Genomic DNA, 12779 nt, shown 5'->3' on the forward strand with positions numbered 1-12779 from the left:
CAAAGGTTAAGCAATTAAACTGTGCCACAAGATCGGCACCACGATGATCGCTATCAGTAAAATTAACAAGCCATACTCAAGCCGCAGTAATTGATTGTGGGCTCGGTGTTGCTGGCGCTTATTCAATTGTTGGTTTTCTTGCTCTACCTCGCGGCGAAAGCGCTTAATCAACCTATGCATCGTATCTCTCTATTTCTGTTATATTTTTATGCTGATATTTTGACCTAAAGCCATATTTATTATCGTGATCTTTTTCACGCCTACTACTTGATAGTGCACAGAATTAAATTAACGCAAACGTTTCACTCAAGCTGTGATAAAATCCCCGCCAGTTCAAAAGCCCACTGATTTCTATTTCCGGAGTAACCATGAAACGCGATTTAGCGATGGCATTTTCCCGTGTCACTGAAGGTGCCGCACTGGCTGGCTACAAATGGCTTGGCCGTGGTGACAAAAACGCTGCCGATGGCGCAGCAGTTGAAGTTATGCGTACCCTTCTTAATCAAACTGAGATTGAAGGTGAAATCGTTATTGGTGAAGGTGAGATCGATGAAGCACCTATGCTCTACATTGGTGAAAAAGTCGGTTTAGGTGGTGATGCTGTCGATATCGCCGTTGACCCAATCGAAGGCACTCGCATGACAGCCATGGGTCAAAACAACGCATTAGCAGTGCTTGCTGCGGGCGAAAAAGGCACGTTCCTAAAAGCGCCTGACATGTACATGGAAAAACTGGTTGTTGGCCCTGGCGCGAAAGGCGCGATTGATCTTGATAAGCCACTAGCAGAAAACCTAGAGAACATTGCTGCGGCATTAGGTAAAACACTGGATTCATTAGTTGTCACTACGCTGGCTAAGCCTCGTCATGATCAAGTGATTGCCGACATGCAAGCTATGGGTGTCCGCGTTTTCGCTTTCCCTGATGGCGACGTAGCAGCTTCAATCCTAACTTGTATGCCAGACAGCGAAGTTGATGTGATGTACTGCATTGGTGGTGCACCTGAAGGGGTTGTTTCAGCCGCTGCTATCCGCGCGCTGGGTGGTGACATGCACGGTCGCTTGATCCCACGTCATCAAGTGAAAGAAGACAACGAAGAAAATCGTCGTCTTGGTCAAATTGAAATTGACCGTTGTGGTGAAATGGGTATCGAGCCGAACAAGTTACTGCGTATGGAAGACATGGCGCAAAGCGACAACGTGATTTTCGCTGGCACAGGTATCACCAAAGGTGATCTACTTGAAGGCATCAGCCGTCAAGGTGATATGGCAACCACAGAAACCCTATTGATCCGTGGTAAGTGCCGTACCATTCGCCGTATTAAATCAACGCACTACCTATCACGTAAAGACGATGCGATTAAAGGTCACATCATCTAAGTCGATTATGGGGTTACCCCAATCATCAAAGCGCGCCTATTTCGGTGCGCTTTTTTATTGCACCCCGTACCACCGCTTACCGCGATCAAACATCCTGCCGCATTTCTCACCTAAAGCATTATTCATCCTCTATGCTTAATTTGTAAAGTCGTTGCTTTATTTAGCTCACTGATTACATAATAGTAATGACAAAGGAAGATGCTGCTATGAAAACAATCGATAAAATTCTTCAACGAATGAAGCGTGAAGGTGATGTCACTGCCAAGGAGCTGGCACAAGAACTCAACCTAACAACCATGGGCGTGCGCCAGCACCTCCAAGGGCTAGAAGAATCTGGTCTGGTTGATTTTCACGATGTCAAAGTCAAAGTGGGACGCCCCACTCGTCATTGGCGTTTAACCCCGCAAGGCCACAGCCAATTCACCGATCGCCATGGCAATTTAATCATTCAAATGCTGGACTCGGTTGAAGCATTATTTGGTGCAAGCGGTTTAGAAAAAGTGATCAACCAACGTGAACAACACACCTTTGTGCAATACCAACAAGCATTAGCACAGTGTGAAAATTTAAAAGAAAAACTCGAATTACTGACTACACTCAGGGAGCAGGAAGGCTACATGGCTGAGCTGCTACACGATGAGCAAGGCTACCTGTTGGTTGAAAACCACTGCCCTATTTGTCACGCGGCAAAACGCTGTCCATCGCTGTGCCAGTCAGAATTGAATGTCTTCCAACGTTTATTGGGAAATGAATACCTTGTCGAAAGGAACGACCACATTATCGCCGGAGAGAGGCGTTGCGCTTATCGAATCATGAACAATTAGAATAAGGAGCCAACTATGGCTGACTGGATCCCCGCGGAAGTTGTCAACAATCGTCATTGGAATAACGATTTGTTTAGTCTAACGCTGCGTGCAAATATCGAGCCCTTTAAAGCGGGGCAATTTACAAAACTCGGTTTAGAAATCGAAGGAAAGATGATCCAGCGAGCTTATTCTTTTGTTAATCCACCCAGCGACAATACCATCGAAATTTACGCCACGCGCGTCGCTGATGGCTTACTCTCTCCCCGCCTCCACCAACTTGAAGCGGGTGACCAAGTCTATATTTCAGCCCGAGCCACTGGCTACTTCACCTTAAATGAAGTCCCACCAGGTGAACATCTGTGGTTGCTGGCCACAGGCACTGCCATTGGCCCTTACCTATCGATGCTGCGAGAAAAAGAAGTCTGGCAACGCTTTCGTAAAATTGTACTGGTTCATGCGGTCCGCTATGCCGCTGATCTGAGTTACCAAGCTGAAATTAACGCACTAAAAGAGCAATACCCCGACCAATTGATCGTACAGCCTTTTGTGAGCCGTGAGCCCGCAATGCTATCGCTCCCAGGCAGGATCCCGATGGCCATTGCGGATGGACTGCTTGAACGCCATGTCGGGTTAACCCTCAATGCCGAACAAAGCCAAGTCATGCTATGCGGTAATCCAGAAATGGTACGAGATACCAAAGCCGCATTGGAACAAAAAGGCTTAGCGAAAAATTTACGTCGAGCGCCTGGGCAAATTACGATGGAACATTACTGGTAATTGCATTACAGCGTGGAAGTCGATCCCTTTTATCACGCTTGTCTCAACTCTGAGCCAGTCAATATCTCAACTGACTGGCTAGGGTAAGAAGAGACGGTGATAAAAGGAGGTCGATAATGCCAGTCCATACACCCAACTATTCCACTTGCTCAACCAATACTTCACAATCCCTGCCCAGTTTTGATGAACTCAAAGCCATGGCCGAGCAAGATCCTGAGGCATTAGAAGCCCTGCGTATCACCATGAGCCAACATATTATTGATAACGCGAGCTCAGCGATGCAACCTCGCCTACAAGCTCAACTCAGCCACATCAATCAAGTAATTGCATCAGGTAAAAACCCCAATCATGTCAATGTGCTGCTGCGAAAAGAACTCCACAAGCAATTTATTCGCTTCTCACAAGCCCTAACAGCACCAGAGACAATCACATGTCAGCAAGCCGACATTAAGCCGTTCTGCCGCCCAAGCTCATCATCTTAGCGTTTACTCATCGATTAAGGGGAAAAGCTCAGCTTAAACCGCTCCCTTGGTGCTCAGCAAAGCTTATGCGCTGACTTTTAAGAAAGTCTCGGGATCCATATCACGCACATCAATCGTTAGGCTATTGATATCAGCAGCATGCTTTTCCAGCTCTGCCATCACCTCCCGTGTTAACACCCGCTTTTGCTCAACCGTTCGTCCAGAGAGCAAGCTGAGCTCGATATGAATAAACGTTTGTTTAACACCATCTTCACCAATCAACCAGTTATGGCAAGGATAGGCGCGCGTTTTAACGGCATCGGCCTCAAATAAACCACTGGCCAACATTACCCTGTGTAAATCATCCAGCAAGCCGGCCACATTGACGCGTTCAGCAACAGGATCGGCATACTCCACCACAAGATTTGGCATTTTTCCTCCTTAAAAATTCCATCCTTAGCGCCAGCACAATCTGCTAACACCTCGCCATCACAGTACGATATTTGACCAGCCAAGGCGAGTTACATAGGTGAAAATTCAACCAAAGATCACTGTCTAATTTACCGTTCAAAAATAGAATTTACGCTGAATTTATGATTAATTACGCTTTCACTGTTCACTTTTCTTCACGAAAAAGGTACAACCAAGCTCGATAATGATTTTGGACAGTAAAATTATTCAGAATTCTGTTATATTTTTACGTAATTGAGACCAATCGAATTAAGTAATTTATCTTGGCAACCTGCCAATACTCGCGGTTACTTAAACCGATTTGTTTTAATTTACATCTATTAAATTTGGAGAAATGCTATGCGCCATCCTGTAGTTATGGGTAACTGGAAGCTAAACGGTAGCAAGGAAATGGTCTCTGACCTTCTTAAAGGCCTTAACGCTGAATTAGAAGGTGTTGAAGGTGTTGACGTAGCCGTTGCTCCACCAGCGCTATACATCGACCTAGCTGAGCGTGAAATCGCAGCGGGCGGTAACAAGATCATTCTTGGTGCACAGAATACTGATCTAAACAACAGCGGTGCTTTCACTGGTGATATGTCTCCAGCAATGCTGAAAGACTTCGGTGCAAGCCACATCATCATCGGTCACTCTGAGCGTCGTGAATACCACGCTGAATCTGATGAGTTCGTTGCTAAGAAATTCGCTTTCCTAAAAGAAAACGGCCTAACACCTGTTCTTTGTATCGGTGAGTCTGAAGCACAAAACGAAGCTGGCGAAACAGTTGCAGTATGTGCACGCCAAATCGACGCTGTGATCAACACACAAGGCGTTGAAGCTCTTGAAGGTGCTATCATCGCTTACGAACCAATCTGGGCGATCGGTACTGGTAAAGCAGCGACAGCTGAAGATGCACAACGCATCCACGCGCAAATTCGTGCTCACATCGCAGAGAAATCTGAAGAAATCGCGAAGAAAGTTGTTATCCAATACGGCGGTTCTGTTAAGCCAGAAAACGCAGCATCATACTTCGCACAACCAGACATCGATGGTGCGCTAGTAGGTGGTGCAGCACTTGACGCGAAAGGCTTTGCCGCTATCGCTAAAGCAGCTGCTGAAGCTAAAGCATAATCTCGTGTAATCACAGATTAGCTTAATAAAAGGTCACTTAGGTGGCCTTTTTTGTACCCGCTATCTAATCGTGGCAAAGAGCATTTGCCCCACTTTAGAAGTCAAATAACCGTCATAAAAAAGCCGACACGTATGTCGGCTTTCATTTCTTCACTCACATCCAGCACGCTAAACCTGAGTGATATCAATCCGCAATTTAGAACAGTTTGTCTGCCACTGCGTAAAGATCTGTACGTACTGGACGCTTCATGTTTTCAATCGCATCGATGATATCGTGGTGAACCATTTGTTCGTTTTGAATACCCACACAACGACCACCTTCGCCTTGAAGCAACAGATCAACCGAGTAAGCACCCATGCGTGATGCAAGAATACGGTCAAAGGCTGTTGGCTGACCACCACGTTGAATATGACCAAGCACTGTTGCTCGTGTTTCACGGCCAGTCTGATCTTCAATGTACTTAGCCAGCTCGTTGGCATCTGTCATCAGTTCTGTCAGTGCAACGATAGCGTGTTTTTTACCTTTTGCGATGCCTTCATTGATTTTAGCAATCAAAGCTTCTTTATCTAGGCCCGTCTCAGGGGTAATGATGTACTCACAACCACCTGCAATCGCAGACATTAGGGTTAGGTCACCACAGTGACGGCCCATGACTTCTACAATCGAAATACGCTGGTGAGAAGACGATGTATCACGTAGACGGTCAATCGCGTCAATAACAGTGTTAAGTGCTGTTAAGTAACCGATAGTGTAATCCGTGCCCGCAACATCGTTATCGATGGTGCCTGGAATACCGATACATGGGTAGCCCATTTCTGTTAGCTTCTTCGCCCCCATGTACGAACCATCACCACCGATAACAACTAAAGCGTCAATACCGTGTAGTTTCAAGTTCTCAATGGCTTGCTCACGAACTTTCACATCTTTGAACTCAGGGAATCGTGCTGAGCCTAAGAATGTACCGCCTTTGTTGATCACATCAGAAACGCTAGTACGTGTTAATTGCTCGATACGGTTTTGGTGAAGGCCTTGGTAGCCGTCGTAAATACCATATACTTCTAGGCCTTCCGATAGCGCTGCACGAACAACACCGCGAACCGCTGCATTCATACCAGGTGCGTCACCACCACTGGTCAAAACACCAATCTTCTTAATCATGGTTACCCTCTGACTTTGGGAATTGAAAAATCAAATCCAGACACGAGTTGCCGAGGTTCCCCCTCTCGGCGCCACAGGTCAAAACCTATGCTCGCGAAAACTGTAACTTTCCTACTAATGTAGGAGTATTACAATCTTGATAAAAAAATTCGTTGATTCACATCACGAACGCTTGTGACTTCACATTATTCAACAAGCCGTACACAAGGCGTAATACGAAACATTCATCGCGCCAGCTCAGCCGCAATGCGGTTGTCGCTGTTGCCATGAATATGTAGATATCTGTTTGTAGCGTTCATTGCTACCAAATACGCACAATTTTTAGGTGATAACCGTGGCTAAGATGAATTGTCGTCCATGATAATCCCAACAAATTGTGTCCTACAACGTGGTGCAAGGCTACCTTGCGCATTGGTTCACTCTTGTAGTTTAGCAACCAATGATTTTCTTAGTCGGGAGTATAGCTGTTTTGCGACGAAAATTAATAACAAAAATGTTTTGATATGTTGAAAAAATGAAAAAGCCGTAGCGATAACTACGGCTTGTATAACGAATTTATAGAACCTTCAATCAGTTCGTTTTAGCGTCACGGTAAGCTTCACACTTCGCCATACGCTCACTTTGCAATTCTTGCAGCTTAGCCTTTTGATCTGCCGTTAGGATGTTCAACATATCATGACGGTTTTTTAGCATAGCGACACGGTGATCCAGCTGCTGCTCTGACATTTGCTGTGCTAGCTGACGTACTTCGGCTTCGTTGAAGCTATCAGCCAGTAGCAGTTGCTGCATTTGTTGATGGGATGCTCGACGTGCATCACGGTTATCGCTGTTAGCTTGGCGCTGTTCACGGTGACTTTCACGCAATGTTTTCATTTGCGCTTTTTGTTCACTGGTCAGATCCAATTCACGGAACATTTTTTTGCCACCATCCATACCGCAACCACCTTTGCCACCGTGATGACCTTTACCGCCACCGTAAGCCATTGCTGATGCAGAGCCCAGCGCTAAAGGAAGTACGATTGCCATGGCTAAGGTTTTCTTAAAGCTTTTCATTTGTCTTCTCCAGGTATGCCGTTCTCGGTATGACTTAATCATAACTCGCGCAAGGTAAAGTGCTGTCTTGCTAACGTAAAGCTGCGTAAATCAAGATCTGAGAACTTGGCTGTTGCGAAGGGTTTAGAGATACTAAGGTTAGGCACTTTATTGTTTGTTGAGTGTTTGCTTACCATTTTGACTTGCAGGACACTGCTTCAGAGAAGGCTGATAACGATGGCAAAAATTCTACTGGTTGATGACGATACTGAACTGACTTCCCTACTCACCGATATTCTAGAACTGGAAGGCTTTGAGGTGTGCGAAGCCAATAATGGTGAAGAAGGGCTGGCCAAGGTGGATGACAGCATCGACCTGATCTTGCTGGATGTCATGATGCCTAAACTCAATGGCACAGAGATGCTGCGCCGCTTGCGAGAGAATTACGCCATTCCAGTCATGATGCTCACCGCCAAAGGCGAAGAGATAGATCGGGTTATTGGCTTAGAGCTTGGCGCAGATGACTACCTACCTAAACCTTTTAGCGACCGCGAACTGCTTGCGCGTATGCGGGCTATTTTGCGCCGTACCCAAACTAACACCGCACACGTTCAGTCTGATTGCTTACGTAGCCAAGGGATTGAAGTCTACCCTGGTCGTCAGGAAGTGGTTTGCCAAGGCCAATTGATTGAGATGACGGGAACGGAGCTGGCACTGCTTAGCTATTTAATTCAGCACCCAGGCAAAATCATCGCGAAGGAAGAGCTCAGCCTAGAAGTGCTCGGCAAACGCTTGGCGCCTTTTGATCGCGCCATTGATATGCATGTGTCGAATTTACGCAAGAAGCTTCCCGAGCGCGAAGACGGCAAAGCGCGAATAAAAACATTGCGTGGCAAAGGTTATTTACTGGTTGATGATCAGTAACCATCATACTGTTTCACCAGCAACAGGCTTAACTACGATGAAAGGTGGCTTTATGCGTCGTCCATTATTTTCCAGCTTATATGGTCGGATCTTTGCCGTATTTTGGCTTACTTTGTTTTTAGTTGTTATTACGCTGCTATTGCTGCCCAACCTCGACCCGAGAGCGCAACATACGATCCCTGAGGTGCAATTAGTTAAACTCAACCAAGTTGCCGCCCGAATATCAGACCGCATTAGCACCATGCCCGGCGATCTGAGCCGTAAGTTAAAACCGATCACCCGTCATGAACGCCACGATGGTGCCCGCGTCTACTTCACCACCCTTGAGGGCGAAGTGATCGCGCCCCACGGTCGCAATAAAGCACTACGAAACTTTGTGACCATTGCCGATAGCCCCGACACGCCACGGCAAAAACTCTATGGTCGCTGGATGATGGCGGGGCCCTTTGCCATTAGCGATAATGACCAACAAGCCTTGATGTATGTCGGCCGATTCTGGCGTGAAAAACCGCCTTTCTTTATTCAAATATTGGATAAACCCTTCCAATTACTGTTACTAACCATGCTGGTGAGTACCCCGCTACTGCTATGGCTCGCTTGGGCGATTAGTCGTCCTGCCCGCCGTTTACAACAAGCTGCTGAACGTGTGGCCACGGGGCAATTCGCTCCCGACCCCAAGCTAGAACAGGGCTCAGTTGAATTTCAACAAGCTGGCGCTAGCTTTAATCAAATGGTACAGGCAATCAATCAGATGATTGGTGGCCAACAACGGCTGCTATCCGATATCTCTCATGAATTGCGTTCGCCACTCACTCGCTTACGCATGGCCACCGCGCTTGCAAAGCGCAAACAAGGCGAAAGCAAAGAACTGTCACGTATCGATACTGAGGCTGAGCGCTTAGAGCAGATGATCAGCGAGTTGCTTGAGTTGTCACGGATGCAAGTAAACAGCCACCAGCTGCGTGAAACGTCCGATGCCTATACACTGTGGTTCGAGATGTTAGAAGATGCCCAGTTTGAAGCAGAGCAATGTCAAAAGACCCTTAGCTACAATCCACTGCAAGCATGGCCAATCAGTGGCAACCCTAATCTGTTAATCAGCGCAGTTGAGAATGTGGTACGTAATGCCATCAAGTATGGTGACGATGTGATTCAGGTACAGATAGAACCTAAAGGATGCCAACTTCTAATTACTGTCGATGATAATGGAGAAGGCGTGCCTGATGATGAATTGAATGACATTTTCAGGCCTTTCTATCGGGTTTCGACCGCGCGTGATCGCAGCAGTGGTGGCACAGGTTTAGGGCTAGCGATTACGGAAAGTGCAATTCGTCAGCACAGCGGTACGATAGTCGCCAGCCGCAGTCCACTGGGCGGGTTACGCATGAGCATCACTTTGCCGCTCGATACGTAATACTCAAGCCTATCGTTCAAGCGCAGAAGAAATTAGAACAGTGTGGGGGATATTCGTTACAATACCCTCAGTTTATCTTTGCAGACCGAAGTGATTATGTTTGATATTGCGTTATACGAGCCTGAAATTGCCCCAAACACTGGCAACATTATTCGCCTGTGCGCTAACTGTGGTGCCAACTTACACCTGATTGAACCACTTGGGTTTGATTTAGAAGAGAAAAAACTGCGTCGTGCAGGTTTGGATTATCACGATCTTGCCCACGTCCATCGCCATAAAGACTTTGCCTCATTTATGGAAGCCATTGGTGAGCGTCGCATTTTTGCCTGCACCACTAAAACCACTAACTTCCACACCAATGCACAATTTGCACAAGGTGATGTCTTGTTATTTGGCCCAGAAACTCGCGGCCTACCGGCTGATTTGATTGAAAGCTTACCGCTAGAACAGCGCCTGCGCATTCCAATGCACCCTGACAGCCGCAGCCTAAACCTCTCTAACGCTGCTGCTATCATCGGTTATGAAGCATGGCGTCAGTTGGGTTTTGAAGGCGCGCTGTAAGCTCTCTTCACGGGCCATAAAATGAAAAAAGCAGCCAATGGCTGCTTTTTTACTATTTAGGTGACAGTATGGTAGATATTAAATGCCATCACCCGCGGTAAAAGTTTGCGAGCTGCCGTTAAATTGCTGATCCATGTCCATGGCTGGCTTTTCGGTACTTGGCCGACCAACCACTTTCGCAGGTACACCCGCGACGGTGGTGTGTGGCGGTACTGGATTGAGTACGACAGAACAGGAACCTATCTTCGCTCCCTCGCCTACTTCAATATTACCCAAGACTTTCGCCCCTGCGCCTATCATCACCCCTTCACGGATCTTAGGGTGACGATCGCCGCCAGCTTTACCCGTCCCACCTAAGGTCACGTCTTGCAAAATAGAGACATCGTTTTCAACCACGGCGGTTTCACCAATCACGATCCCAGTGGCATGATCAAACATAATACCCTGACCTATTTTCGCCGCAGGGTGAACATCCACTTGGCAACTCACTGAGATCTGGTTTTGCAAATACACCGCCAGTGCAATGCGGTTTTGTTTCCACAACCAGTTAGCCACACGGTAGCCTTGCAGCGCATGAAAGCCTTTCAGGTACAGTAATGGCACAGAATACATGCCCACCGCTGGGTCGCGCTCAACTACCGCTTGGATATCACAAGCCGCAGATTCAGTGATCATACAATCCGCCGCATAGGCTTCTTCAATCACTTCACGCACCGCCATTGCAGGCATTGAGGGTGTTGCCAATTTATTCGCGAGAATATAGCTCAGCGCCGCGCCTAAATTATCATGTTTGATAATCGTGGCATGATAAAAACTGGCTAACATAGGTTCTTGCTCTGACTGATCTCTCGCTTCCTGCTTGACCGATTGCCAAAGACTATATTGCTTACACTCCTTCACATCACCCTCTGCTGTTTTCTTATTAGAAATGAACCATCGACTCATTCCATTCGTTATCTTGGGCTGTGATATAGCAAGATAACGAATGAATTTAGTCACACTATATAGCTCTAACTGTAACGCGCTCTCAAAAAAAAACAACGCGAGCCATAAGCTCGCGTTATCAATATCAGCAGATTAGTGCTATCCAGCAAATATGCTCAGTTGCACTTAATTACTGACACTATTCATCTTTTTTCTCACGGGCGAGCAAATCTTTAGCCGCTTCACGGGCATCTTTACCTTGATATAACACCTGATAAATTTGCTCTGTGATTGGCATTTCAACCTGATGACGCTCCGCTAATACCCAAACTTCTTTGGTATTACGGTAGCCTTCAACCACTTGGCCAATGACTTCTTGCGCACCATCAACCGTTTGGCCTTCGCCCAAGGCTAAACCAAATCGACGATTACGTGATTGGTTATCAGTACATGTCAGCACCAAATCACCAAGACCAGCCATCCCCATAAAGGTTTCTGGCTGAGCCCCTAGCGCAGCACCTAAACGGCACATCTCCGCTAAGCCACGGGTAATTAATGCAGTCCGCGCATTGGCACCAAAGCCAATACCATCAGACATACCTGCACCAATCGCAATCACATTCTTAACCGCGCCGCCAAGTTGCATGCCGATAAAATCAGTATTGCTGTAAACACGGAATGACTTACTGCAGTGAATTTTTTCTTGCAGATCGCGTACAAACTCAGGGTTTGGCGATGAAACGGCAATGGCCGTCGGCATACCCGCCGCCAGCTCTTTCGCAAACGTAGGGCCAGACAACACCGCAAGTGGCACTTGGTCACCCAGCGCCTCTTGCGCGACATCTTTAAGCAAACGTCCCGTTTCAGGCTCAAGGCCTTTGGTTGCCCAGCAAATACGTGAATCTTCACGTAAATGGGGCTTCACTTGCGTCAGCACATCACCAAAAACATGGCTCGGTACTACCACTAATAAGTCACGGCTCGCAGCAACGGCTTGTGCTAAATCCGAGGTCAAAATTAATGACTCAGGAAAAGCAACACCGGGTAAGAAAGCCTCGTTAGCACGATCAATTTCGAGCTGGGCAATGTGTTCAGGCTCATGGCCCCACAGCACCACATTGGCCCCTGTTCGTGCCAAAGCAATCGCGAGTGAGGTGCCGTATGAACCGGCACCTAACACTGTCATGCTAACATTTTGTTTCGCATTCTGATTCATATCGACTTCGCGCATTGATTACGCTTCAGCGTTCTCTTGGTTCGCTTCAGCTTGGTTTTGTAGGTAGTTCATGAACAAAGCGTCAAAGTTAACTGGTGCTAGGTTCAGTTGAGGGAACGTACCTTTAACCACTAGGCTTGAAATTGTTTCACGCGCGTATGGGAATAGGATGTTCGGGCAGAATGCACCTAGGCAATGTGCAAGTTGCGGTGCTTCCATACCGTCAACAGAGAAGATACCGCCTTGCTGAACTTCACATAGGAATGCTGTGTCTTCTGCGTTTTTAACAGTCACAGTTAGGCGAAGAACAACTTCAAATACACCTTCACCTAGTTCACGGCTTTGCGTATCAAGATCCAGTTTTACATCTGGGTTCCATTCTTTTTGGAACATGTCTGGCGAGTTAGGCGCTTCAAAAGAAACGTCTTTTAGAAAGATACGTTGGATTTGGAAGTTTTGTTGCGCTTCGTTGTTTGCTGCTTCAGCCATGTTGGAATCCTTTTATTTACCGTGTTCATCGAGTGATGAAATAAAACATGTTACCGAGC

At 46.9% G+C, this 12779-nt stretch carries 15 protein-coding genes; 8 read left to right on the forward strand and 7 right to left on the reverse strand.

Translation table 11 applies throughout. The features are described 5' to 3' along the window. Positions 1–6 precede the first annotated feature (6 nt). Positions 7–180, reverse strand: coding sequence for a hypothetical protein (locus L4C35_RS10280; RefSeq protein ID WP_428462779.1), 174 nt, complete (start codon positions 178–180; stop codon positions 7–9). Between the two features lie 188 nt (positions 181–368). Here L4C35_RS10280 and glpX point away from each other — a divergent pair, with 188 nt between their 5' ends. The 4 genes from glpX to L4C35_RS10300 all read left to right on the forward strand — a co-directional run bounded on the left by glpX (position 369) and on the right by L4C35_RS10300 (position 3441). Continuing rightward, complete coding sequence (gene glpX / locus L4C35_RS10285; RefSeq protein WP_428462780.1) at positions 369–1376, forward strand: class II fructose-bisphosphatase; 1008 nt, start codon at positions 369–371, stop codon at positions 1374–1376. Positions 1377–1582: 206 nt separating this feature from the next. Then, the gene (locus L4C35_RS10290; protein WP_428462781.1) at positions 1583–2200 is read left to right on the forward strand and encodes a helix-turn-helix transcriptional regulator; all 618 of its coding nucleotides are present in this window, start codon (positions 1583–1585) and stop codon (positions 2198–2200) included. Between the two features lie 15 nt (positions 2201–2215). Next, positions 2216–2959 carry a ferredoxin--NADP reductase gene (locus tag L4C35_RS10295; protein ID WP_428462782.1) on the forward strand — a complete coding sequence of 248 codons (744 nt, stop codon included), beginning with the start codon at positions 2216–2218 and terminating at the stop codon, positions 2957–2959. 116 nt (positions 2960–3075) lie between these two features. Next, positions 3076–3441 carry a DUF3135 domain-containing protein gene (locus L4C35_RS10300; protein WP_428462783.1) on the forward strand — a complete coding sequence of 122 codons (366 nt, stop codon included), beginning with the start codon at positions 3076–3078 and terminating at the stop codon, positions 3439–3441. Between the two features lie 63 nt (positions 3442–3504). Here the strand turns inward: L4C35_RS10300 and L4C35_RS10305 are convergent, their stop codons facing one another. Beyond that, the gene (locus L4C35_RS10305) at positions 3505–3852 is read right to left on the reverse strand and encodes a 5-carboxymethyl-2-hydroxymuconate Delta-isomerase (RefSeq protein ID WP_428462784.1); all 348 of its coding nucleotides are present in this window, start codon (positions 3850–3852) and stop codon (positions 3505–3507) included. 378 nt (positions 3853–4230) lie between these two features. Here L4C35_RS10305 and tpiA point away from each other — a divergent pair, with 378 nt between their 5' ends. Then, entirely contained in the window at positions 4231–5001 is a 771-nt protein-coding gene (gene tpiA / locus L4C35_RS10310) for a triose-phosphate isomerase (protein ID WP_428462785.1), read from the forward strand. 196 nt (positions 5002–5197) lie between these two features. On the opposite strand, the gene pfkA is transcribed toward tpiA, so the two are convergent. Both pfkA and L4C35_RS10320 read right to left on the reverse strand, forming a co-directional pair. Next, positions 5198–6160, reverse strand: coding sequence for a 6-phosphofructokinase (pfkA, locus tag L4C35_RS10315; protein ID WP_428462786.1), 963 nt, complete (start codon positions 6158–6160; stop codon positions 5198–5200). A 570-nt stretch (positions 6161–6730) separates the two neighbouring features. Then, on the reverse strand, positions 6731–7213 hold the full coding sequence (locus L4C35_RS10320; protein ID WP_428462787.1) for a CpxP family protein: 483 nt from the start codon (positions 7211–7213) through the stop codon (positions 6731–6733). A gap of 216 nt (positions 7214–7429) precedes the next feature. Between L4C35_RS10320 and L4C35_RS10325 the strand changes: the two genes are divergently transcribed. From L4C35_RS10325 to trmL, 3 genes are all read left to right on the forward strand, one after another. Then, positions 7430–8116 (forward strand): response regulator, encoded by a 687-nt coding sequence (locus L4C35_RS10325; protein WP_428462788.1) that lies wholly within the window; start codon positions 7430–7432, stop codon positions 8114–8116. A gap of 52 nt (positions 8117–8168) precedes the next feature. Further along, the gene (gene cpxA, locus L4C35_RS10330) at positions 8169–9530 is read left to right on the forward strand and encodes an envelope stress sensor histidine kinase CpxA (RefSeq protein WP_428462895.1); all 1362 of its coding nucleotides are present in this window, start codon (positions 8169–8171) and stop codon (positions 9528–9530) included. A 96-nt stretch (positions 9531–9626) separates the two neighbouring features. Further along, the gene (gene trmL / locus L4C35_RS10335) at positions 9627–10091 is read left to right on the forward strand and encodes a tRNA (uridine(34)/cytosine(34)/5-carboxymethylaminomethyluridine(34)-2'-O)-methyltransferase TrmL (protein WP_428462789.1); all 465 of its coding nucleotides are present in this window, start codon (positions 9627–9629) and stop codon (positions 10089–10091) included. A 78-nt stretch (positions 10092–10169) separates the two neighbouring features. Here the strand turns inward: trmL and cysE are convergent, their stop codons facing one another. From cysE to secB, 3 genes are all read right to left on the reverse strand, one after another. Continuing rightward, positions 10170–10991 carry a serine O-acetyltransferase gene (gene cysE, locus L4C35_RS10340; RefSeq protein ID WP_428462896.1) on the reverse strand — a complete coding sequence of 274 codons (822 nt, stop codon included), beginning with the start codon at positions 10989–10991 and terminating at the stop codon, positions 10170–10172. Between the two features lie 223 nt (positions 10992–11214). Then, positions 11215–12231 (reverse strand): NAD(P)H-dependent glycerol-3-phosphate dehydrogenase, encoded by a 1017-nt coding sequence (gene gpsA, locus L4C35_RS10345; protein ID WP_428462897.1) that lies wholly within the window; start codon positions 12229–12231, stop codon positions 11215–11217. Between the two features lie 18 nt (positions 12232–12249). Next, positions 12250–12720 (reverse strand): protein-export chaperone SecB, encoded by a 471-nt coding sequence (gene secB / locus L4C35_RS10350; protein ID WP_428462790.1) that lies wholly within the window; start codon positions 12718–12720, stop codon positions 12250–12252. Between the last annotated feature and the right edge of the window lie 59 nt (positions 12721–12779).

It is taken from the genome of Photobacterium kagoshimensis (assembly GCF_050337045.1).
GTDB classification, from domain to species: Bacteria; Pseudomonadota; Gammaproteobacteria; order Enterobacterales; family Vibrionaceae; genus Photobacterium; species Photobacterium kagoshimensis.

Excerpts from the sequence above, each read along its gene's own strand:
- L4C35_RS10280 (WP_428462779.1), bottom strand. The coding sequence starts at position 180 with ATGCATAGGTTGATTAAGCGCTTTCGCCGCGAGGTAGAGCAAGAAAAC.
- glpX (WP_428462780.1), top strand. The coding sequence starts at position 369 with ATGAAACGCGATTTAGCGATGGCATTTTCCCGTGTCACTGAAGGTGCC.
- L4C35_RS10290 (WP_428462781.1), top strand. The coding sequence starts at position 1,583 with ATGAAAACAATCGATAAAATTCTTCAACGAATGAAGCGTGAAGGTGAT.
- L4C35_RS10295 (WP_428462782.1), top strand. The coding sequence starts at position 2,216 with ATGGCTGACTGGATCCCCGCGGAAGTTGTCAACAATCGTCATTGGAAT.
- L4C35_RS10300 (WP_428462783.1), top strand. The coding sequence starts at position 3,076 with ATGCCAGTCCATACACCCAACTATTCCACTTGCTCAACCAATACTTCA.
- L4C35_RS10305 (WP_428462784.1), bottom strand. The coding sequence starts at position 3,852 with ATGCCAAATCTTGTGGTGGAGTATGCCGATCCTGTTGCTGAACGCGTC.
- tpiA (WP_428462785.1), top strand. The coding sequence starts at position 4,231 with ATGCGCCATCCTGTAGTTATGGGTAACTGGAAGCTAAACGGTAGCAAG.
- pfkA (WP_428462786.1), bottom strand. The coding sequence starts at position 6,160 with ATGATTAAGAAGATTGGTGTTTTGACCAGTGGTGGTGACGCACCTGGT.
- L4C35_RS10320 (WP_428462787.1), bottom strand. The coding sequence starts at position 7,213 with ATGAAAAGCTTTAAGAAAACCTTAGCCATGGCAATCGTACTTCCTTTA.
- L4C35_RS10325 (WP_428462788.1), top strand. The coding sequence starts at position 7,430 with ATGGCAAAAATTCTACTGGTTGATGACGATACTGAACTGACTTCCCTA.
- cpxA (WP_428462895.1), top strand. The coding sequence starts at position 8,169 with ATGCGTCGTCCATTATTTTCCAGCTTATATGGTCGGATCTTTGCCGTA.
- trmL (WP_428462789.1), top strand. The coding sequence starts at position 9,627 with ATGTTTGATATTGCGTTATACGAGCCTGAAATTGCCCCAAACACTGGC.
- gpsA (WP_428462897.1), bottom strand. The coding sequence starts at position 12,231 with ATGAATCAGAATGCGAAACAAAATGTTAGCATGACAGTGTTAGGTGCC.
- secB (WP_428462790.1), bottom strand. The coding sequence starts at position 12,720 with ATGGCTGAAGCAGCAAACAACGAAGCGCAACAAAACTTCCAAATCCAA.